Source organism: Bacillus pfraonensis (assembly GCF_050768835.1).
Classification (GTDB): Bacteria; Bacillota; Bacilli; order Bacillales; family Bacillaceae_G; genus Bacillus_A; species Bacillus_A pfraonensis.
Genome location: NZ_JAHCDO010000010.1, coordinates 78,068 through 100,347, shown reverse-complemented (window position 1 = coordinate 100,347; position 22,280 = coordinate 78,068). Strand labels below are relative to the sequence as shown.

Annotated in this window: 20 protein-coding genes, 3 pseudogenes and 2 other annotated features; of the genes and pseudogenes, 20 read left to right on the top strand and 3 right to left on the bottom strand. The window is 36.8% G+C overall.

Annotation, left to right across the window (positions count from 1 at the left end):
• Positions 1-23 precede the first annotated feature (23 nt).
• Complete coding sequence (locus KFD70_RS11660) at positions 24-164, bottom strand: hypothetical protein (protein WP_241815248.1); 141 nt, start codon at positions 162-164, stop codon at positions 24-26.
• A gap of 97 nt (positions 165-261) precedes the next feature.
• Positions 262-574, bottom strand: a pseudogene (locus KFD70_RS11655) (YnfA family protein).
• Positions 575-745: 171 nt separating this feature from the next.
• On the opposite strand from KFD70_RS11655, the gene KFD70_RS11650 reads away from it, so the two are divergent.
• The 20 genes and pseudogenes from KFD70_RS11650 (at position 746) to KFD70_RS11555 (ending at position 21,706) form a co-directional block, all read left to right on the top strand.
• A complete protein-coding gene (locus KFD70_RS11650; RefSeq protein ID WP_336450337.1) occupies positions 746-1,462 on the top strand; it encodes a winged helix-turn-helix domain-containing protein in 717 nt (238 codons plus the stop codon).
• Positions 1,455-3,218, top strand: a complete 1,764-nt coding sequence (pnpS, locus tag KFD70_RS11645) for a two-component system histidine kinase PnpS (RefSeq protein WP_336450336.1) — start codon at positions 1,455-1,457, stop codon at positions 3,216-3,218. Before KFD70_RS11650 ends, pnpS begins: the two co-directional genes overlap by 8 nt.
• 701 nt (positions 3,219-3,919) lie before the next feature.
• A complete protein-coding gene (gene polA / locus KFD70_RS11640; RefSeq protein WP_336450335.1) occupies positions 3,920-6,553 on the top strand; it encodes a DNA polymerase I in 2,634 nt (877 codons plus the stop codon).
• Between the two features lie 12 nt (positions 6,554-6,565).
• The gene (gene mutM / locus KFD70_RS11635; RefSeq protein WP_336450334.1) at positions 6,566-7,396 is read left to right on the top strand and encodes a DNA-formamidopyrimidine glycosylase; all 831 of its coding nucleotides are present in this window, start codon (positions 6,566-6,568) and stop codon (positions 7,394-7,396) included.
• A gap of 82 nt (positions 7,397-7,478) precedes the next feature.
• A complete protein-coding gene (gene ytaF, locus KFD70_RS11630; RefSeq protein ID WP_336450333.1) occupies positions 7,479-8,111 on the top strand; it encodes a sporulation membrane protein YtaF in 633 nt (210 codons plus the stop codon).
• Between the two features lie 52 nt (positions 8,112-8,163).
• Positions 8,164-8,766, top strand: a complete 603-nt coding sequence (gene coaE / locus KFD70_RS11625) for a dephospho-CoA kinase (protein WP_336450332.1) — start codon at positions 8,164-8,166, stop codon at positions 8,764-8,766.
• Between the two features lie 109 nt (positions 8,767-8,875).
• On the top strand, positions 8,876-9,904 hold the full coding sequence (locus tag KFD70_RS11620; RefSeq protein ID WP_336450331.1) for a glyceraldehyde-3-phosphate dehydrogenase: 1,029 nt from the start codon (positions 8,876-8,878) through the stop codon (positions 9,902-9,904).
• Between the two features lie 387 nt (positions 9,905-10,291).
• A complete protein-coding gene (speD, locus tag KFD70_RS11615; RefSeq protein ID WP_006096185.1) occupies positions 10,292-10,675 on the top strand; it encodes an adenosylmethionine decarboxylase in 384 nt (127 codons plus the stop codon).
• A gap of 172 nt (positions 10,676-10,847) precedes the next feature.
• Positions 10,848-11,309, top strand: a complete 462-nt coding sequence (gene nrdR / locus KFD70_RS11610; RefSeq protein WP_001203688.1) for a transcriptional regulator NrdR — start codon at positions 10,848-10,850, stop codon at positions 11,307-11,309.
• A 164-nt stretch (positions 11,310-11,473) separates the two neighbouring features.
• Positions 11,474-12,880, top strand: a complete 1,407-nt coding sequence (locus tag KFD70_RS11605) for a replication initiation and membrane attachment family protein (protein ID WP_336450330.1) — start codon at positions 11,474-11,476, stop codon at positions 12,878-12,880.
• Positions 12,881-12,913: 33 nt separating this feature from the next.
• Positions 12,914-13,849, top strand: coding sequence for a primosomal protein DnaI (dnaI, locus tag KFD70_RS11600; RefSeq protein WP_336450329.1), 936 nt, complete (start codon positions 12,914-12,916; stop codon positions 13,847-13,849).
• Positions 13,850-14,179: 330 nt separating this feature from the next.
• Complete coding sequence (gene ytxC / locus KFD70_RS11595; RefSeq protein ID WP_336450328.1) at positions 14,180-15,061, top strand: putative sporulation protein YtxC; 882 nt, start codon at positions 14,180-14,182, stop codon at positions 15,059-15,061.
• Between the two features lie 31 nt (positions 15,062-15,092).
• Positions 15,093-15,320, top strand: a binding site (T-box leader).
• Positions 15,321-15,366: 46 nt separating this feature from the next.
• Positions 15,367-17,298 (top strand): threonine--tRNA ligase, encoded by a 1,932-nt coding sequence (thrS, locus tag KFD70_RS11590; protein ID WP_336450327.1) that lies wholly within the window; start codon positions 15,367-15,369, stop codon positions 17,296-17,298.
• A gap of 205 nt (positions 17,299-17,503) precedes the next feature.
• Positions 17,504-17,625 (top strand) — a sequence feature (ribosomal protein L20 leader region).
• Between the two features lie 61 nt (positions 17,626-17,686).
• Positions 17,687-18,190 carry a translation initiation factor IF-3 gene (infC, locus tag KFD70_RS11585; RefSeq protein ID WP_174101776.1) on the top strand — a complete coding sequence of 168 codons (504 nt, stop codon included), beginning with the start codon at positions 17,687-17,689 and terminating at the stop codon, positions 18,188-18,190.
• Positions 18,191-18,211: 21 nt separating this feature from the next.
• The gene (gene rpmI / locus KFD70_RS11580) at positions 18,212-18,412 is read left to right on the top strand and encodes a 50S ribosomal protein L35 (protein WP_001125945.1); all 201 of its coding nucleotides are present in this window, start codon (positions 18,212-18,214) and stop codon (positions 18,410-18,412) included.
• 38 nt (positions 18,413-18,450) lie between these two features.
• Positions 18,451-18,807 (top strand): 50S ribosomal protein L20, encoded by a 357-nt coding sequence (rplT, locus tag KFD70_RS11575; protein WP_017153952.1) that lies wholly within the window; start codon positions 18,451-18,453, stop codon positions 18,805-18,807.
• A 131-nt stretch (positions 18,808-18,938) separates the two neighbouring features.
• Positions 18,939-19,484 (top strand): dihydrofolate reductase family protein, encoded by a 546-nt coding sequence (locus KFD70_RS11570; protein WP_336450326.1) that lies wholly within the window; start codon positions 18,939-18,941, stop codon positions 19,482-19,484.
• A 15-nt stretch (positions 19,485-19,499) separates the two neighbouring features.
• Positions 19,500-19,763 (top strand): annotated as a pseudogene (locus tag KFD70_RS11565) (zinc-dependent alcohol dehydrogenase); the annotation flags it as partial.
• Between the two features lie 297 nt (positions 19,764-20,060).
• Positions 20,061-20,552 (top strand): dUTP diphosphatase, encoded by a 492-nt coding sequence (locus KFD70_RS11560; RefSeq protein ID WP_000365055.1) that lies wholly within the window; start codon positions 20,061-20,063, stop codon positions 20,550-20,552.
• A 68-nt stretch (positions 20,553-20,620) separates the two neighbouring features.
• Complete coding sequence (locus KFD70_RS11555) at positions 20,621-21,706, top strand: M42 family metallopeptidase (RefSeq protein WP_336450325.1); 1,086 nt, start codon at positions 20,621-20,623, stop codon at positions 21,704-21,706.
• Between the two features lie 42 nt (positions 21,707-21,748).
• On the opposite strand, the pseudogene KFD70_RS11550 reads toward KFD70_RS11555, so the two are convergent.
• Positions 21,749-22,221: pseudogene (locus KFD70_RS11550) on the bottom strand (DUF2691 family protein).
• Positions 22,222-22,280: the final 59 nt, after the last annotated feature.

The window sequence follows — 22,280 nt, the reverse complement described above, 5'->3', positions numbered from 1 at the left end:
TTTAGATTGAATGTAAGTATAACTTAACTGAAAAAACCTTTTACAAACCCTTCTGAGAAATCAGAGATGCCAGTTTGTAATGCTTCCCAGTTTGAAAAGCCGGCAGTAAAACCAACTACAAATAATAAAGCAAGGCAAGATAGTACCCAATTTTTACGATTCATTTTGAAGTTGCTCCTTAATGTTTTAATCTCTATATAATAATTTTATTATATTGATTATTATATTTTAAGGAGATATAAGTCAAATGTGTATCTGTTTTTAGCCACGTGGCCAAAGAATGATAAATACACCGACAAGGCAAATGGCTGCACCAGCCCAGTCAAAGATATCTGGTGTTTTCTTATCAATCATCCATCCCCATAATAAACTCATCACAATAAAAACGCCGCCATAAGCTGCATATACACGTCCGAAGCTAGAAAATACTTGAAATGTAGCGATTACGCCGTATAAACATAAAACGATTCCTCCAATTAGACCGAACCAAATGGAGCCACCTTCTCGTAGCCATTTCCAAATGAGATAACCGCCACCGTCCGGCAAGAATGAAAATAACAGCTGCTTTAAACATGAATAGGTACCATCTCTTTCTATTAAATATATTTTCCTGTTTAACTATATTACAATCAAACTTAGTGAATGGACAATTCTATTGAGAGGGGGATTGTTTTTTAGTATGATGGGAATAGTGGGGAAATACTAGGATGAAGAAGGTTTCAAGTCTATTACTTGGAGGAAGAGAATGAGCAATCGAATTTTAGTTGTTGATGATGAGGAGTTTATTTTAACTTTAATTGAATTTAATTTGCAGCAAGCAGGGTTTGAAGTTATAACAGCGATGGATGGTGAAGTAGCGCTTCATAAAGCGACAACGGAACGTCCAGATCTAATTATATTAGATTTAATGCTTCCAAAAATGGATGGTATGGAAGTGTGTAAAGAATTACGTTTGCAACGTATTATGACACCTATTTTAATGCTAACAGCGAAAGATGATGAGTTCGATAAAGTGTTAGGTCTTGAGCTTGGGGCTGATGATTATATGACAAAGCCATTTAGCCCAAGGGAAGTTGTCGCACGTGTGAAGGCAATTTTACGTCGTACGAAATTACAAGAAGAACAAGCTCCAGAAGTGCAGGACGAAAATAGTATCAATATTGTTGATTTGAAAATTTTACCTGAATTTTATGAGGCGTATTTCCAAGGGGAAAAGTTAGAGCTGACGCCAAAAGAATTTGAGTTACTTGTATATTTAGCAAGAAATAAGGGGCGTGTGTTAACACGTGATCAGTTATTAAGTGCGGTATGGAATTATGACTTTGCTGGCGATACAAGGATCGTCGATGTTCATATTAGCCATTTAAGAGATAAAATTGAAAAGAATACGAAAAAACCAGCATACATTAAAACAATTCGTGGATTAGGTTATAAATTAGAGGAGCCAAAGGGGGATGAATAAATTTCGTTCGAGGCTTCTCTTTACATTTGTGTCTCTTATTATTCTTATTTTAGTTGGACTAGGAGTACTCTTGGAAACGGTGTTTGAGAATTATTATATTGATCATGCGAAAGAGCGGACAATAAAAGAGACACGTTATGTTGCTTCATTAGTAGAGGCAGAGGGCGTTGATCATGTTTTAAAAGTGCCAAGCATATTTGAAAAATTAGAAGAGCAAGTTCCTGTTTCGATTGTATTTGCTGATGAAGAGAAGAAAGTCCAATATAGTAAAGGGAAAGAGCCTATATTCAATCAAGCGTCAATCGAGGAACTTTCCTCTGAAACAGCAAAACAAAAGAATAGAGTAATTACGAAGGAAACAAATGATAAGAATGTATTTCACCATGCAATATTTGTCCAAGATGCCCATGGTAAGCAAGGGTATATTCTTATAAAAAGTATGATAGCTCCTTTGAAAGATGTTCACCAAAAAACGTGGGGATTATTAATTATAGGATTTGTAATTGCTTGTCTTGTCGTTGTCTTTCTTGGTGTGAAAATTACAGGGCAATATATTCGTCCGATAGAGTCTGTTACGAAAGTAGCGATTGAATTGGCGAAGGGGAACTATAAGGCGCGTGCTTATGAAAATCATTCAGATGAAACAGGGATGTTAAGCAAGGCAATCAATATTTTAGCACGTAATTTACAAGAAATGACATTAGAGCAAGAAATGCAACAAGATCGTTTACATACACTGATTGAAAATATGGGAAGCGGTATGATTTTAATTGATAGTCGTGGTTATATAAGCCTTGTAAATCGTTCATATAAAGAAATCTTTCATGTAACAGATGAAGAATATTTAGATCGCTTATATTATGAAGCGTTTCTTCATGCAGAAATCATTGAACTTGTGGAAGAAATTTTTATGACGGAAGTAAAAGTGCGGAAGCAAATGCTATTGCCACTTGGAATTGAAAGAAAACACTTTGAAGTATATGGCGCGCCAATTATTGGGACGAATCATGAGTGGAAAGGAATTGTTCTTGTATTCCACGATATAACAGAACTAAAGAAACTAGAGCAAATGCGAAAAGACTTTTTAGCAAACGTTTCACACGAACTAAAAACGCCAATTACTTCTATTAAGGGCTTTTCTGAAACATTACTTGATGGTGCGATGGAAAATCAGCAATTTTGTGAGCATTTCTTGCATATTATTTTAAAGGAAAGCGAGCGTATGCAAGGGTTAATCGAAGACTTATTAGATTTATCAAAAATTGAACAACAAGGCTTTAAGTTAAATATAGGTACTGTTGATATGAAGGAATTACTTGGAGAAATCAAAATGGTACTGGAGAATAAATCACAAGATAAAGAAATCTCCTTGCAAGTTGATGTACTGAGACATGTATCTGTGATAGGAGATCCAAGCCGATTAAAGCAAATCTTTATCAATTTAGTTAATAATGCAATTGTATATACGCCAGCCGGTGGGACAGTTTCTGTAGAGTTGTTAGAAGATGAGCATAATGCTTATATAAAAGTATCTGATACGGGAATTGGGATTAGTAGCGAAGAAATCCCGCGTATTTTTGAACGTTTCTATCGCGTGGATAAAGCAAGAAGTCGAAATACAGGCGGTACAGGTCTAGGATTATCGATTGTAAAACATTTAGTAGAAGCGCATCAAGGGACGATTACTGTGGAGAGTACAGTAGGAGAAGGTACGACATTTACAGTAGCTTTGCCAAAAGCGGATTTGGAGAAGTAATGATAGTGTGAAACTTTTATTAGATGAGGGTTATATAAATTCATTTTAATTTTCCAATATTTAAGTCGCCATGGGGCAGGAAGAGGATCTGACTGCTTTTATGCATGACCGGATGCTCTTTCTCCTAAAAAGAAAGGGTTTATGTTGTTTTTTAAAATTTGGGTTTATATATGAAGAGCCTTGGACGGAATATATTTACATTATATTAACAATAGCTTCATTAAATATTAATAAAGTCCTGTTAATATAATACATGAAAACCCCTTCATCCAAGGAGTAGTTTTGGACGAGGATAGTGCTCTATTCTCGTCACTTCCCTTTTTGCGTAGCAAAACATGTTTTTTGTTAAGATAGAGATAGAACGAATTCAAGCGTGGTTGCTTGTTGTGAAAATAGAGCTTGTCTGGTGGTTGTCGTTCACCTATACCATTCGAAAGTCGCAAAGAGAATAAACCGTAAATCTGTGACACGAAAACCAAGTGTCAAATCAAAAGCCAACACTGAAATACCATACGATTTTCGTAGGAATCCCACGCTTCAAGCGTTAGCTAAGTGGGAGTAGTTCAAATGCCTAAATGTATGTAATAGAAAGAACCGTTATTTTTCTTCTCTCTCGTAGTCGTGTTAATATAGAGAGAAGGAAAAGGCGGTTTTTTCTATATAAAAGAATCGTTTTAAATTTGTATGGGGAGGTTTCTGATTTGGAAAAAAAGGTCGTATTAGTCGATGGAAACAATATCGCATATCGTGCTTTCTTTGCACTGCCGCTTTTAAATAACGACAAGGGGATACATACGAACGCAATTTACGGTTTTACGATGATGTTAATGAGAATATTAGAAGAGGAAAAACCAACGCATATGCTTGTTGCGTTTGATGCGGGTAAAACAACATTTCGTCACAAAACATTTAGCGAATATAAAGGAGGACGTCAAAAAACGCCACCTGAATTGTCAGAGCAATTCCCATTTATTCGTGAACTGTTAGACGCGTTTCACGTACCACGCTATGAATTAGAGAACTATGAAGCAGATGACATTATGGGAACACTCGCGAAAGAAGCGAGTGAACAAGGTGCTCACGTTAAAGTGATTTCTGGAGATAAAGATTTATTGCAACTTGTTTCTGACAACACACTTGTATGTATTCCGCGTAAAGGAATTACAGAAGTAGATGAATATACGAAAGAAGCTCTATTTGAAAAATATAGTTTATCACCAAAGCAAATTATCGATATGAAAGGTTTAATGGGAGACCAATCTGATAATATCCCAGGTGTACCAGGAGTTGGTGAGAAGACTGCGATTAAACTGTTAACGCAATTTGAAACAGTAGAAGCAGTATATGAGAATTTAGACCAAGTGAGCGGAAAGAAACTAAAAGAAAAGCTAGAAGCGAATAAAGAGCAAGCGCTTATGAGTAAAGAGCTTGCAACGATTATTACGGATGCTCCGATAACGGTACATGTAGATGATATCGAATATAAAGGATACGAAGCAAGCGACGTCATTCCAATGTTCGAGAATTTAGGGTTTACTTCGTTATTAAATAAGCTAGGTGCTACTCCTGAGGAAACAGCGTCAGCTGAATTAGATGAGATTTCATTTGATATTGTAGAAGAAGTGACAGATGAAATGCTGCAGCAAGATAGTGCAATTATCGTTGAAGTACAGGAAGATAACTACCATAAAGCTGATATTCAAGGATTTGGTATTCAAAATGAAAATGGTTGTTATTTCATTCCATCTGATGTTGCGCTCAACTCTAACGCTTTTACGAAGTGGCTTGCAGATGATGAAATGAGAAAATATACGTTTGATGCGAAGCGTGCAATTGTTGCACTTAAGTGGAAAGGTGTAGAAATCAGAGGGATTGACTTTGACTTACTAATTGCCGCTTATTTACTTGACCCAGCTGATACAGATAAAGATTTCCGTGCCGTAGCAAAAATGAAAGAGACGCACGCTGTTAAATCTGATGAAGAGGTATATGGAAAAGGTGCGAAACGTGCAGTTCCAGAACAAGGTGTAGTTGCGGAGCATGTAGCGCGCAAAGTACATGTATTATATGATGTTCAACCAACATTTGTAGAAGAGTTGCAAAACAATGAACAGTATGAACTGTTTACAGATCTTGAAATGCCACTTGCGCGCGTGTTAGCTGAAATGGAAGTAAAAGGTGTTAAGGTTGATACAGAGCGCTTACGTAATATGGGAGATGAGCTTGCTGGTAGACTGAAAGAAATGGAACGAGAGATTTATGAGCTTGCTGGGACAGAGTTTAACATTAACTCACCAAAGCAGCTTGGTGTTGTTCTATTTGAAAACTTAAACTTACCAGTTATTAAAAAGACGAAAACAGGATATTCTACATCAGCTGATGTACTGGATAAGTTAATGGATCATCATGAAATTATCCCGAAAATTTTACACTATCGTCAATTAGGGAAATTAAATTCAACATATATTGAAGGATTATTAAAAGTTGTTCATGAAGATTCTGCTAAAATTCATACGCGCTTTAATCAAGTGTTAACACAAACAGGTCGATTAAGTTCTACAGATCCAAACTTACAAAATATCCCGATTCGTTTAGAGGAAGGAAGGAAGATTCGTCAAGCGTTTATTCCTTCAAAAGAAGGGTGGGTTATGTATGCTGCCGATTATTCACAAATTGAGTTGCGCGTACTAGCACACATTGCAAAAGACAAAGGGCTAGTAGAAGCGTTCCAACATGATATGGACATTCATACGAAAACAGCAATGGACGTGTTTGGCGTTGGAAAAGATGACGTAACATCGAATATGAGACGTCAGGCAAAAGCGGTTAACTTCGGAATTGTGTATGGTATTAGTGATTATGGCCTTTCGCAAAACTTAGGAATTACACGAAAAGCAGCAGGGGAATTTATTGAAAAGTATTTCGCAAGCTTCCCTGGTGTAAAAGAATATATGGATGAGATTGTACAAGAAGCGAAGCAAAAAGGGTATGTGTCTACATTATTAAATCGTCGTCGTTATATCCCAGAAATTACGAGTCGTAATTTTAATTTGCGCAGCTTTGCGGAGCGTACTGCAATGAATACGCCAATTCAAGGTAGTGCGGCAGATATTATTAAAAAAGCAATGATTATTATGGCGGATCGCTTAAACGAAGAAGGATTACAAGCTCGTCTTCTCCTGCAAGTGCACGATGAATTAATCTTTGAAGTGCCGAAAGAAGAGGTAGAAAAACTAGAGAAGATTGTACCTGAAGTAATGGAACATGCGATTGAACTTGCTGTTCCGCTAAAAGTGGATTATTCTTCTGGTCCAACTTGGTATGACGCAAAATAAGGAAGTGATTGAATGCCTGAACTACCAGAGGTTGAAAACGTTAGAAGGACTCTTGAAAACCTTGTAACGGGAAAGATAATTAAAGATGTAATTGTAACATATCCGAAATTAGTAAAGCGACCTGATGACGCTGAGCTTTTTAAAGAAATGTTACGCGGTGAAAAGATTGAACGAATTGAGCGAAGAGGTAAGTTTTTACTTCTATATGTAACAAAATATGTGATTGTTTCACATTTGCGTATGGAAGGCAAGTATTTGCTTCATGAAGGCGATGAACCAATTGATAAACATACGCATGTGCGTTTTCAGTTTACAGATGGGACGGAATTGCACTATAAAGATGTAAGAAAGTTTGGTACGATGCATCTCTTTAGAAAAGGAGAAGAATTCGACCAAATGCCACTTGCAGATTTAGGGCCTGAGCCGTTTGATGCAAAATTGTCACCAGTGTATTTACAAGAAAGACTGCAAAAAACAAACCGCAAAATAAAAGTTGTATTGCTAGACCAACGTCTTTTAGTTGGGCTTGGTAATATCTATGTAGATGAAGTTTTATTCCGTTCCGGGATTCATCCGGAACGAGAAGCTTCGTCTTTAACGAAAGCTGAAATAGAAAAGATTCATGCGGCAACCGTTGAGACGTTAGGAGAAGCGGTTAAGCGTGGTGGAAGTACAATTAGAACGTATATCAATTCACAAGGACAAATCGGCTCGTTTCAGGAGCTTTTAAATGTGTACGGAAGAAAAGGTGAACCGTGCGTAACTTGTGGGAACGTGATTGAAAAGACAGTTGTTGGTGGACGAGGGACACACTATTGTCCTATATGCCAGCCAAAAAGCTAAGAAAGATATTTTTTCTAATAACATCGGATAGGCATTTGTCATATACATACAGCAAAGCTATGTATAGGGAAGGAGCTTACCGATGTATCAATATTTCTCTCTTATTTTATTAGCTTTTACATTAAGTTTGGATAGCTGTAGTGTAGGGCTTACTTATGGTCTGCGGAGCGTACGGATTCCGTTAAAATCGATACTCATCATTGGAATGTGTTCAGCGGCTGTTATGCTTGTGTCGATGGGAATTGGACATATGATTGCCAAAGTGTTTTCCCCAGTGATTGCAACGCGTATTGGCGGAATCGTTCTAATAGCTATTGGAGCGTGGGTTGTATATCAATTTTTTCGGAGTGAGAAAAAAGATGAGCCGCAGCACGAAGAGAAAGTTTGGAAATTAGAAATTGCTTCACTTGGATTAGTCATTCAAATTTTGCGGAAACCGACTGTTGCCGATTTTGATAAATCAGGCACAATTTCTAGTGGAGAAGCATTGCTGCTAGGTATCGCTCTTTCTGTAGACTCGTTTGGAGCAGGGATTGGTGCATCCTTACTGGGATATACACCAGCCATGATGGCAGTGTTAGTTGCCGTTATGAGTTCTTTGTTTTTATTTATCGGAATGAGGCTAGGAACTGTTTTATCAAATATGCGATGGTTACAAAAATTTACGTTCCTACCTGGGATTTTACTCATTATTATTGGTATTTGGAAGATGTAAGTGGGAGCGTGAAACATAAGTTTCACGCTCTTATTCATAAGGAGGGAGCATAATGACAATTGTTATTGGTTTAACGGGAGGTATTGCAAGCGGAAAAAGTACGGTTTCACAAATGTTTCGTGAGCTGAGTATACCTGTTATTGATGCGGATATTATTGCAAGAGAAGTTGTAGAACAAGGTAAAGAAGCGTATAAAGAAATTGTAGAGGTATTTGGTGAAGAAATATTACAAGCAGATGGTGAACTTGATCGTCTGAAGCTTGGGAGTATTGTATTTCATAATGAAGAAAAACGATTGCATTTAAACAAAATCGTTCATCCAGCTGTCCGCAAAGAAATGAATGCTCAGAAGAATATGTACATAAAGGAAGGTGTGCAAGCGGTTGTGCTAGACATTCCGCTGTTATTTGAAAGTAAGTTAACAGAAATTGTGGATCAAATTTTAGTTGTAGCTGTATCGCCTAGTACACAGTTAGAACGCTTAATGAAGCGGAATGGCTTTACAGAAGAGGAAGCAAAAGCGCGCATTGGTTCGCAAATGTCTTTAGCAGAGAAAGTAACATTAGCTAATAAAGTTATTTATAATGATGGCACAATTACTGAGACAAAAGCACAATTACAACTCATTTTAAAAGAGTGGAACATCATTAATTAAAAAAATATGAAATTAGTGAAAATGCTTAGTGACATATCTTCTTTTTGTGTTATACTATTATTGGGATTGGAGATAAATAGTATAACGCATTCAAGGGGGATAACATATTATGATTCGTGTGGCAATTAATGGATTTGGACGTATTGGAAGAATGGTATTTCGTCAAGCAATAAAAGAAAGCGCATTCGAAATTGTAGCAATCAACGCAAGCTATCCATCAGAAACATTAGCACATTTAATCAAGTATGATACAGTTCATGGCAAGTTTGACGGAACAGTGGAAGCATTTGAAGATCATTTATTAGTGGATGGGAAAATGATTCGCCTTCTAAATAACCGCGATCCAAAAGAATTGCCTTGGAAAGAACTAGGGGTTGAAGTTGTAATCGAAGCAACTGGTAAATTTAATGCGAAAGAAAAAGCAATTCTTCATGTGGAAGCTGGGGCGAAAAAAGTTATTTTAACAGCACCTGGTAAAAATGAAGATGTAACAGTTGTAGTTGGTGTAAACGAAGAACAATTAGATATTACAAAACATACTGTGATTTCAAATGCATCTTGTACAACAAACTGTTTAGCGCCTGTTGTTAAGGTGTTAGATGAGCAGTTCGGAATTGAAAACGGTTTAATGACAACTGTTCATGCTTATACAAATGACCAAAAAAATATTGATAACCCACATAAAGATTTACGAAGAGCACGTGCTTGTGGACAGTCTATTATTCCTACAACAACAGGTGCTGCGAAAGCCTTAGCGAAAGTTCTTCCGCATTTAAATGGAAAGCTTCATGGGATGGCACTTCGCGTTCCGACACCAAACGTGTCTCTTGTTGACTTAGTAGTAGATGTGAAACGTGATGTAACAGTTGAGGAAATTAATGAAGCGTTTAAAACTGTTGCGAACGGTGCATTGAAAGGGATTATTGAGTTCAGTGAGGAACCTTTAGTTTCAATTGACTTTAATACAAATACACATTCAGCTATCATTGATGGTTTATCTACAATGGTAATGGGTGAACGCAAAGTGAAAGTACTAGCTTGGTATGATAACGAGTGGGGTTACTCTCGCCGTGTTGTAGATCTTGTGAAGCTAGTTGTTACTGAATTAGCGAAACAAGAAAGTGTACAACACATTTAATGATACAAGGAAGGCAAGCGATTGCTTGTCTTCTTTTTTATGTTTTCTTCTGAAAAGAAAAAAATTATACAAGCATATTTTTGCGAATGGTACATAGGAAAAACCATTGTGATTACTGCATTTGTGAATCAATTAATTTATTTTGTGAAAAGTAAAGGAGAGAATATGACAAAAAATCGAAAAAACTGTTGTTGCAAAATGAAAATAAACAAAGTATACTAACACTCGTAAACTTAAGAGCTGAGGTACGTAGTCACTACTTAAAGGGTTAGGACCTCTCTGGACTAACTTTCCCCCGTGGTAGTGGAGCAAGCCAAATTGCAAATTAGTTTTCAATTCGAACAGTTAGATTAAATTTTTATGAGGGGGAACTGTAGAATGGATACTATGGACACGATGGGTCGTCACGTAATCGCTGAACTTTGGGATTGCGATTTCGACAAGCTTAATGATATGCCGTTTATTGAACAATTATTTGTGGATGCAGCACTAAGAGCTGGTGCTGAAGTACGTGAGGTTGCTTTTCATAAATTTGCGCCGCAGGGTGTAAGTGGAGTTGTAATCATTTCGGAATCACATTTAACAATTCATAGCTTTCCAGAACACGGCTATGCAAGTATTGATGTTTATACTTGCGGGGATCGTATTGATCCAAATGTTGCTGCAGAATACATTGCAGAAGGTTTAAATGCGAAAACGCGAGAGAGCATCGAGCTTCCTCGAGGCACAGGTAGCTTCGAAATTAAGCATAGAGAAACAAAAGCTCTTTAAAAAAGAACATAATTGATTTAAAATGTAAAGAGGTGTATAATGCACCTCTTTTTTAGTTTATATAAATGGAAGTAGTAAGCGTAGACAAATAGGTTATATAATATTGTATATATATTTTCACATGTAGATGAAATGAGAAGAATGAAGATTAAATTGCAAGGGAGTGAATGAGTTGCGTTGTCCAACCTGTTTTCATAATGGTACAAGAGTATTGGATTCACGTCCAGTAGATGAGGGGCGCTCCATTCGAAGAAGAAGAGAGTGTGAAAGTTGTTTAAATCGATTTACGACATTTGAGCGAGTAGAAGAACCACCTCTTATTGTTGTAAAAAAAGAGGGAACACGAGAAGAGTTTAATAAAGAAAAGATTTTGCGTGGACTAATTAAAGCGTGTGAAAAAAGACCTGTATCGTTAAAACAATTAGAAGAAGTAACGCAAAATGTAGAGCGTGAACTTCGTAATTTAGGAATATCAGAAGTGAAAAGCGATATGATCGGTGAAATCGTAATGGAAGCACTTCGAGATATTGACGATGTTGCTTATGTACGATTTGCGTCTGTATACCGTCAATTTAAAGATTTAAATGTATTCATCGAGGAATTAAAAGATATACTGCAAAAAGAAAGAGAATAAGGTAAAACTCTGATTCGCGGTGGCTGTCTCTTCGTTTCATTTCTTTTGGGGATGATGGAAGAATTGAACCCGCAAATTACGTGAAAAAGAGCTATAAGCGTAAGCTGTTAGCTCTTTTTTACTAATAAAATACGTAAAATGGACAAAAGAAAGGAATTGCCAGAATGGAAAAACAGTCATGGATGGAGCTATTGCCAATCGATCGTTATAAAGTAAGTGCAAAAGGGCTATTGCATAATTACGATCGGAAGGTATTAACGATGTTATATCAACCATTAGTGGGTAGCAAGGCTTTTAGCCTATACATGACGCTGTGGGGAGAACTAGAGCAGGATCGTGTATTTGGAAAAGAGAATACACATCACTCTCTTATGGTGACAATGCAAATGCAGCTTCCTGAAGTATATGAAGAACGGATAAAATTAGAAGCAATTGGGCTTTTAAACGTATACATTAAAAAAGAGAAAGATATTCGAATGTTTATATACGAATTGCAGCCACCGCTAACTCCAAAACAATTTTTTGATGATATTGTTTTGAGCATTTTCTTGTACAACAGATTAAGTCGGGCGAAATATAATCAAGTTAAGCAATACTTCTTAGAAGAAGAGTTCGATTTTACTTCATATGAAAATGTTACACGTTCTTTTAATGAAGTATTTGGTTCATTTAATCCAGGTCAATTTGAGCATGCGCAAGAGGAAGTTCGTATTCCAAAGACAACGGTCATGCCTGGAAATGAACAAGGGGCTGCCCCTAAGGTTTGGAATGATTTCTTTGATTTTTCTTTATTTGTAGAAGGGTTATCAACGCTTGTCCCAAGAAAAGCAATTACGGATCAAATACGGGAATGTGTCATTACGCTAGCCTACGTGTATGACGTTGATGTATTATCGATGCAAAATATAGTTCTTGGTGCAATGACAGAAGTGCAAACAATTGATATGGAAAGGCTTCGTAAAGGAGCGCGTGATTGGTATCAATTTGAAAACGGCCAAGCACTTCCGGTGTTAAGTGAACGGGTGCAACCTCATTCTGCGCGTACGATGAAAGAGAAAGAGCCAACTACGCAAGAAGAGATGCTTATCAAACAGCTTGAGGAAATTTCACCGAAACAATTATTAAAAGAAATATCAGGCGGGGCAGAACCGACAAAAGCAGATTTGCAAATTGTAGAAGAAGTGATGTTGAGTCAAAAACTAGCGCCTGGTGTTGTCAACGTACTCATTTATTATGTTATGCTCCGTTCTGATATGAAACTGGCTAAATCATATGTCGAGAAAATTGCGGGGCATTGGGCGCGAAAAAAGGTTGGTACCGTATCAGAAGCAATGACTTTAGCAAAAGAAGAGAATCGTCAATATCAAGAGTGGGCTGAGACGAAAAAGAAAGGTCGTACAACGAAGAAAGCAGTACGGACAGAGATGGTGCCAGATTGGCTTAAGGAAGAAACGAAAGAAAAACCGAAAGAACAATTACCAAAAGGTGCAAGTTCAAAAGAAAATCCGAGCAAGCTAGAAGAAGAACGAAAGAGATTGGAAGAAGAGTTGAAAAAATATAAGCGTGATTAATAGAGGAGAATGAACGCTCTTTGAGGTGAGAAAATGGAGCATATTCAAAATTCATTTGCAAAGTTGATGCAAAATGAGAATTTTAAAAATAGATATGAAGTGTTAAAAGCGGAAGTGATGGCACATCCGCGTGTGAAAGAGTTTATCGAAGAACATAAAGGTGAAGTAACGACTTCTATGATAGAACGAAGTCTTGTGAAGCTATATGAATACATTGGGCAAAGTGTTGGATGCGCAGATTGTCCGAACTTAGAATCATGTAAAAATATGATTCAAGGATATGAGCCGAAATTGATTATTCAAGGTAAGATGATTGATATTCAATATGATCGTTGCGTAAGAAAAGTGGCTTATGATGAAAGAAAAAAACAAGAGAAGCTTATTCAAAGTGTATACATGCCTAAGGATATATTGCAGGCGTCTATGTCTTCTCTTGATCTGTCTGATGGAAATCGTTTCGAAGCAATCCGTGCTGCGAATGAATTTTTAAGTGAGTATGAGCCGGGGAAAAAAGTACAAGCATTGTACTTCCATGGACCGTTTGGCGTTGGAAAAACATTCGTTTTAGGAGCAATTGCAAATGAATTAGCGCAGCGGAAAGTGAGTTCAATGATTGTGTACTTACCGGAATTTTTGCGTGAAATTAAAAGTTCACTACAAAATAATACGATTGGCGAGAAAATTGATGCAGTAAAGTATGTACCAGTCTTAATGCTCGATGATATCGGGGCAGAAGCGATGTCCAGTTTCGTGCGTGATGATGTCTTAGGAGCTATACTGCAGTTCCGTATGCTAGAAAATTTACCGACGTTCTTTACGTCTAATTTTGATTTTAAACAGTTAGAACATCATTTAACGTATACGCAGCGCGGAGAAGCAGAAGAAATGAAAGCAGCCCGTATTATGGAGCGTATTAAATATTTAGCAAAACCGGTTGCGATTGGCGGGAAGAATCGTCGTCATGCTTAAAGCAGGAAAGAAATAGGAGAAAGTTATTTTTAATGTGTACTTAAAAAAGAGTCTGTTTTGTATGAAAACAGACTCTTTTTTTATGCTTGGTTAAGCAATGGGAATATATTGATAATCTAAAAATTCATGCGAGCTTGTATCATTTTTTTCTCCCACCGTTAATATATATAAAATTAGCAAGAAATATCGAGTGAAGACTTTCAGCGATAAGGGATTTATTTCTACTTAGAGTGAGGCTTCACAGATCGGACTCTTATGGATGTTTGCCTCACTTCGTTTTGAGCTGAGAGGTTAACGGTCCTTTAGAGCGGGATAAAAGGGGGGACAAGAGTGATTGAAATCTGCTTCGAAGAAAAAAATGATGCTGTGCACGTATATCAACAACTGATAAAGAGAACGGAAAAGATATATAAAGAAACGAGTGTTTATTTATATGAACAAAAGGTAACAATTCATATTCCAATATGCGAATCGAATTATATGGAGAAAGTTTTGATACCGGTACTCCTTTATTTTATTGTTACTATAAAACAAAATGAATGGCTTCGTGCTATTTTAAAAGAAAAGTTTTTTTATGAAGAGGAAGAAGAATGCCATCAAATTTTACATATGGCACAAGCTATTTTAAATGGAAAAAGAAAAGGAATTACCCGGGATTTAACACGTAATCAAATCGAGACTCATGTTATGGCTTCTTTAAAAGGGTGGCTCTGTGACCCGCTTTCATTTTCGTTTTCGTCTTATATTCGTTTTCGCCTGCGTACATATAGGGAAATGGTGCACAGGCTTGCGGAAGTAGCGATTGATGAATATAAAATGGAGCAAGAATATCAAATGTTTGTAGAAATGCTACGGCAACAAGTGAGTAGCCGAAAATCACGGTTATCCTGCTTACATCTTGTATTTGATGAAAGTTTTATTTTTTATGATGAAAAAGGAATACGTTTAAAACAAGAAAAATTGGTTCAATATATAGACGAGGAGTTACTAACTAAGCAAGGTGTGTACATTGATACGAAGGTAATTGCACCGCTTCTTTCTATTTCGCCGAAAATGATTTATTTGTATACGAAAGAACAAGATCACAATATGATTGTTACCCTTCAAAATGTATTTCAAGAACGAGTTCAATTATGTGCCCTGCATGAATTTGAACACAACGTTAAAAATTTAAAAAATAAAGGGAACGCCCTTGATTTTCTAAGTTTTTGAGCATATAATTACCTACATAAATGAAATATATTGAAATGTCACGATGAGGACATGAGTAATTTACTACGATTTTCAGAGAGGGAAGCCTTAGGGTGTGAGCTTCCTAGTACGGGTTTATTACTTACCACCTCTAAACTTTAGCAGTGAACGTTTTTCTAGTAATTGCTAACGGCCAACACCGTTATGTTGTACTTGAGCAATTAACAGTTTTGTTAATTGGAACAAGGGTGGAACCACGAATTCAACACTCGTCCCTTTTTATGGGACGAGTGTTTTTTATTTTGAGAAAAAAGGAGTGACCAGTGATGGCAGATGTAGTTAAAATTACTTTCCCTGATGGAGCTGTGAAGGAGTTTCCTAAAGGAACAACAACTGAAGAAATCGCAGCTTCTATTAGCCCAGGCTTAAAGAAAAAAGCTGTGGCTGGAAAATTAAATGATGAGATGATCGATCTTTCTACACCAATCGAAGAAGATGGTGCAGTTTCTATCATTACATTAGATTCTGAAGAGGGCTTATATATTTTACGCCACTCAACAGCCCATCTTTTAGCACAAGCGTTAAAACGTTTATATAAAGATGTGAAACTTGGTATCGGTCCAGTAATTGAAAATGGCTTCTACTACGATATCGATATGGAAGAAGCAATTACAGTTGAAGACTTCAAAAAAATCGAAAAAGAAATGCAAAAAATTGTGAACGAGAACTTAGAAATCGTTCGTCACGAAGTACCACGTGCAGAAGCACTTCGTCGTTATGAAGAAATTGGCGATGAGTTAAAATTAGATTTAATTAACGATCTTCCAGAAGATGCAGTTATTTCAATTTACGAACAAGGCGAATTCTTCGACCTTTGTCGTGGTGTTCACCTTCCATCTACAGGAAAGATTAAAGTATTTAAATTATTAAGCGTGGCAGGTGCTTACTGGCGCGGCGATAGCAACAATAAAATGCTACAACGTATTTACGGTACTGCATTCGTGAAAAAAGCAGAATTAGATGAGCACTTGCGTATGCTTGAAGAAGCGAAAGAGCGTGACCACCGTAAATTAGGTAAAGAGTTAAAACTATTTACAAATAGCCAAAAAGTAGGACAAGGTTTACCCCTTTGGTTACCAAAAGGTGCAACAATCCGTCGTATTATTGAGCGTTATATCGTCGATAAAGAAGCAAGCCTAGGATATGACCATGTATACACTCCAGTACTAGGAAGCAGAGAGCTTTATGAAACTTCCGGTCACTGGAATCACTACCGTGATGGCATGTTCCCATCAATGGAAATGGATAACGAAGAATTAGTACTTCGTCCAATGAACTGTCCTCACCATATGATGGTTTATAAAAACGATATTCACAGCTATCGTGAATTACCAATCCGTATTGCGGAGCTTGGAACAATGCACCGCTATGAAATGTCTGGTGCACTATCTGGATTGCAACGTGTACGCGGAATGACTTTAAATGATGCGCATATTTTCGTTCGTCCAGATCAAATTAAAGAAGAATTGAAACGCGTTGTAAACTTAACTTTAGAAGTATACAAAGATTTTGGTTTAGAGAATTATTCATTCCGTCTATCTTATCGTGATCCAGAAGATACTAAAAAGTATTATGCTGACGATGAGATGTGGGAAAAAGCACAAGGTATGCTAAAAGAAGCTATGGATGAAATGGGTCTTGAGTACTATGAGGCTGAAGGTGAAGCTGCATTCTATGGTCCAAAACTTGATGTTCAAGTTCGTACTGCACTTGGAAAAGACGAAACACTTTCAACTGTACAATTAGACTTCTTACTTCCAGAACGCTTTGAATTAACTTACGTTGGTGAAGATGGTAAACAACATCGTCCAGTTGTAATTCACCGCGGTGTTGTATCAACTATGGAACGTTTCGTTGCTTTCTTAATCGAAGAATACAAAGGTGCATTCCCAACTTGGTTAGCTCCAGTTCAAGTACAAGTAATTCCAGTTTCTCCGCAAGTACATTTAGACTACGCGAAGAAAGTACAGGAAGACTTGCAACGTGCTGGTATCCGTGTTGAAGTGGATACTCGCGAAGAGAAAATTGGTTACAAAATTCGTGAAGCACAAATGCAAAAAATTCCGTACATGCTTGTAGTAGGTGACAATGAAGTTGCTGAAAACGGCGTAAACGTACGTAAATACGGTGAGCAAAAATCAGAAACAATCGCATTAGATGCGTTTGTCGATATGATTAAAGTTGAAGGAAAACGCTAATGAAAAGTCGCGGCATGCCGCGACTTTTTTGCATAATACAAGTAATAGGAATTAGAAATAATAACCAAACAATACTTATCATAAAAAAGTATTGCATGTATTCGTGTTGTTTGTTACAATATTTCTTGTTGTTAGTAAAGCGCGTCTTCTTGACAGACGTTATATCCTGTGGTAAACTCATCAAGGATAATAGAATATGGTTTTGTAGAACAAGTAGAAGCACCCGCTTCTCACCTGATTGACGCATATGCAGTTAGCAGGTAAATGTCTTTCTTACTTTAGATTGTACAAGTGTGGGTGTTCGTATGCCCACACTTTTTTGTTTGGGTTCTACGACTACAAACGTATTCTAAGAAAACCTTGGAGGTGGCTTACTATTAGCAAGGATATGATGATTAACGAGCAAATTCGTGCACGTGAAGTACGTTTAGTTGGTGCGAATGGTGATCAACTTGGCATCAAGTCTCGTAATGACGCTTTAGACTTAGCTGCAAATCTTAATCTTGATTTAGTATTGGTTGCTCCAAATGCGAAACCGCCAGTATGCCGCATTATGGACTACGGTAAATTCCGCTTTGAGCAACAAAAGAAAGAAAAAGAACAGCGTAAAAATCAAAAAGTAATTAGCATGAAAGAAGTTCGTTTAAGTCCAACAATTGATGAACACGACTTTAACACAAAACTTCGTAATGCTATCAAGTTTTTAGAGAAAGGCGACAAGGTTAAAGCATCAATTCGCTTTAAAGGACGTGCCATTACTCATAAAGAAATCGGTCAACGTGTCTTAGATCGTTTCGCTGAAGCTTGTGCTGAAGTTAGTACAATCGAATCTAAGCCTAAAATGGAAGGACGCAGTATGTTCTTAGTTTTAGCACCGAAAAACGATAAGTAATAGATAGAGGAGGAAATACCTATGCCTAAACAAAAAACTCATCGCGGCGCTGCAAAGCGTTTCAAAAAGACTGGATCTGGTAAACTTAAGCGTTCTCACGCTTACACAAGCCACTTATTCGCTAACAAATCTACAAAAGCTAAACGTAAACTACGTAAAGCTGGTGTAGTAAGCGCTGGTGACTTCAAACGTATTCGTCAAATGCTTGACAACTTAAAATAAGTTCGGGTTATATATAGAACAATCTAGGAGGTAATATTATGCCAAGAGTAAAAGGTGGTACAGTTACTCGTAAACGTCGTAAAAAAATGATTAAACTAGCGAAAGGTTACTACGGTTCTAAAAATACTTTATTCAAAGTTGCTAACCAACAAGTAATGAAGTCTTTATTATATGCGTTCCGTGACCGTCGTCAAAAGAAACGTGACTTCCGTAAATTATGGATCACTCGTATTAACGCAGCTGCTCGCATGAATGGTCTTTCTTACAGCCGTTTAATGCACGGTTTAAAACTTGCTGGTATCGAAGTTAACCGCAAAATGCTTGCTGACTTAGCTGTTCATGACGAAAAAGCTTTCGCTGAATTAGCAACAGTTGCAAAAAGCAACTTAAAATAATTGTCTAAAAACCTTAGAAGATTTTCTTCTAAGGTTTTTTTTATTTATTTGAATGATACAACTCTAGCAGGAAACAAAGAAAAGGATTAGAAATAGAAATGAGCATGGAAAAAGATACGAGGGGGGACTACATGGCAAAGCTAATTTATCATATTGCAGTTACGGCGGATAGCTTTATTGCTGACTTAGATGGTGATGCTACTGATTCGACTTTTTTATATGAAGGTGAACATGTATCAGATTTTATTGCCGATGTCGAGGAATATAATGCGGTATTAATGGGGAGAAAAACATATGAGTTTGGATTTCAATTTGGTGCGAAGCCAGGAGAGCCAGGTTATTTTAAAGAATTAAAGCATTATATCTTTTCAAATACTATGCAATTTGAATCGAGTGATAAAGTAGAACTTGTTAGGGAAGATGCAGTCGAGTTTATCACAAACTTAAAAATGAAAGAAGCTGGTAATCTGTGGCTCTGCGGGGGCGGAGAACTGGCTGGCTCGTTAGTTCAGCAAAAACTAATTGACCAAGTAGTATTGAAAATAAATCCAGTCATAATTGGTGAAGGAACACCTTTATTTGGTAACGTGAAACCGCGTTTAAAATTAAAATTAGTTGATGCGAAACACTATGTAAATGGTGTCGTTAAATCAACTTATAATATTATTTATTCTTAGAAACATTTACATGGAAGACGCGGTGGTGCATGTGTAGCAGTAGGATTATCGCCAGAAATGATGGAAGTACCAATCTTTGATACAGTATTAAATGCAGTGAAAATAGTTGGCTCTATTGTTGGAACGCGTAAAGATTTACAGGAAGCACTCCAATTTGCTGCAGAAGGAAAAGTGAAAGCGATTATAGAAACACGTCAGCTTGATGAAATTAATGAGATATTTAGTGAAATGGAAGAAGGAAAGATTAAGGGACGTGTTGTACTTGATATGACAAAATAAGCATAAAGGCTATAACAATATAGAAGAATATACAGTGAAAAAGTCGGAGGAGCTTCCTTTGGCTTTTTTTACTGTCATTTAAAGGCATCTTTCCTAGTAGAAACGACACTGCTATAATGGAAAGATGATATGGAAGTTTCATCATATGTAGATAATGTTTGAAACGTACTGATGATTTAGGGACAAGCTATCTTATAAGGGGATAAAAAGCGAATCATAAAGGGTAGGGTTTTTAAGCTTACAATAAATATGAGATGAAACAACATTGTATTTAGGCAATGTTGGAGGAGGAATAGAATGGACTTACTACAACTATTTAAATTACAAAAAGAATTAGATGATCGGATTGTAAAGGAACATGACTTACAACCAAAGAAGTTATTAAAAGAAAAAATGTTAGCACTGCTTGTTGAAATTGGGGAACTTGCAAATGAAACACGTTGTTTTAAATATTGGAGCAAAAAACCAGCAGCTGAGCGTGAAGTTATTCTTGAAGAATATGTAGATGGTTTGCACTTTATTTTATCGATTGGAATTGACTTAGGAATTGATAAAAACTTCTTGTTTTATAAATGTGCTCAAACGAACAAAACACAAGTTGAAATTTTCTTAGACACGTATGCGAAAGTGATTCGTTTTACTGATCAGCCATCTATTACAAATTATATTGAACTATTTACAAGCTACCTTCGCCTTGGGCAAGCCCTTGATTTTGGACAAGAAGAAATTGAAAAAGCATATTTAGATAAAAATGAAGTGAACCATCAGCGCCAAACACAAGGATATTGAGTTGTTTTTTGAATATTTTGACGCGATTTTGTATAATGAAGTGACTGAAGAAAAAGGAGGTATTGACAATGACAAAATTAGATGCGACATTGACAATGCTAAAAGAATTAACAGATGCACGTGGTATTGCAGGTAATGAGCGCGAACCACGTGAAGTAATGAAAAAGTATATCGAGCCGTTTGCAGATGAACTTTCTACAGATAATTTAGGGAGTTTAGTTGCGAAAAAAGTAGGGGAAGAAAACGGTCCGAAAATTATGGTAGCTGGTCACTTAGATGAAGTTGGTTTTATGATTACGCAAATTGATGACAAAGGTTTCCTTCGTTTCCAAACAGTTGGTGGCTGGTGGTCACAAGTTATGCTTGCGCAGCGCGTAACAATCGTAACGCGTAAGGGGGATGTAACTGGTGTAATTGGTTCAAAACCACCTCATATTTTACCAGCAGAAGCTCGTAAAAAACCGGTTGAAATTAAGGATATGTTCATTGATATCGGTGCTTCTAGCAAAGAAGAAGCAATGGAATGGGGCGTACGACCAGGAGATCAAGTTGTACCATACTTTGAATTCCAAGTGATGAAAAATGAAAAGATGTTACTTGCAAAAGCGTGGGATAATCGCATTGGCTGTGCAATTGCAATTGATGTGTTAAAACAATTAAAAGATGAAAAGCATCCAAACGTTGTATACGGCGTTGGAACTGTGCAAGAAGAAGTAGGTCTGCGCGGTGCGAAAACATCTGCACATTATATTAAACCTGATATCGCGTTTGCAGTAGATGTTGGTATTGCTGGTGATACACCAGGAGTAACCGAAAAAGAAGCGCAAAGTAAAATGGGTGATGGACCACAAATCATTTTATATGATGCATCTGTCATTGGGCATACTGGACTTCGCAATTTCGTAGTTGATGTGGCAGATGAATTAAACATCCCTTATCAATATGATTCTGTAGCTGGTGGCGGCACTGACGCAGGTGCAATTCATATTTCTGTAAATGGTATTCCGTCTATGGCGATTACGATTGCAACTCGTTACATTCACTCTCATGCGGCAATGTTACACCGTGATGACTATGAAAATGCAGTGAAGTTAATTGTAGAAGTGATCAAACGTCTTGATAAAGAGGCTGTACATAATATCACATTTAATTAATAAGAAAAAGCGAAGGAAGTTCCTTCGCTTTTTCTATTTTTATTACGCTCTTATTATTGTTCTTGTATCATTTTCATCAGTAATAAATTGTATATTTTCAAATCCGAAGTCTTTTGCGTTCTTATAAAGCAATTCGAGTTTTTCTTTATCTTTGCAATAAATGACGGTATAGTAGCTATCTACTACGAAAAGAACAAGTTCACATTCACTTTTAACGAATTCTTCATAAGTGTCAATTTCTGAAACTTTGCCTTTCGGATATGCTTGTAAATCAGCAAAAATAATCCGATAGACATTATTTTCTAATAGATTTTTAAGATCCGTACCTTCCATTATTTCATTATCTGTTTCAAAAGATCTTGATCTAGATCTAACTCATCATTAACCACTAAATAAGACTCTACGGGGCTAACTCTCCAATCGAAAGTGGAAAGGTCTATTGGTTTTAATACATCTCCAAGACAAGAGTCATAGTTATTAGTATTAGGTAGTTGAAAACTTATTCCTCTTTTCATAAAGCAATACTCTCCCCCCGTTGATTTTGTAAATGTTATCAAAGAATATATGAAAGGTT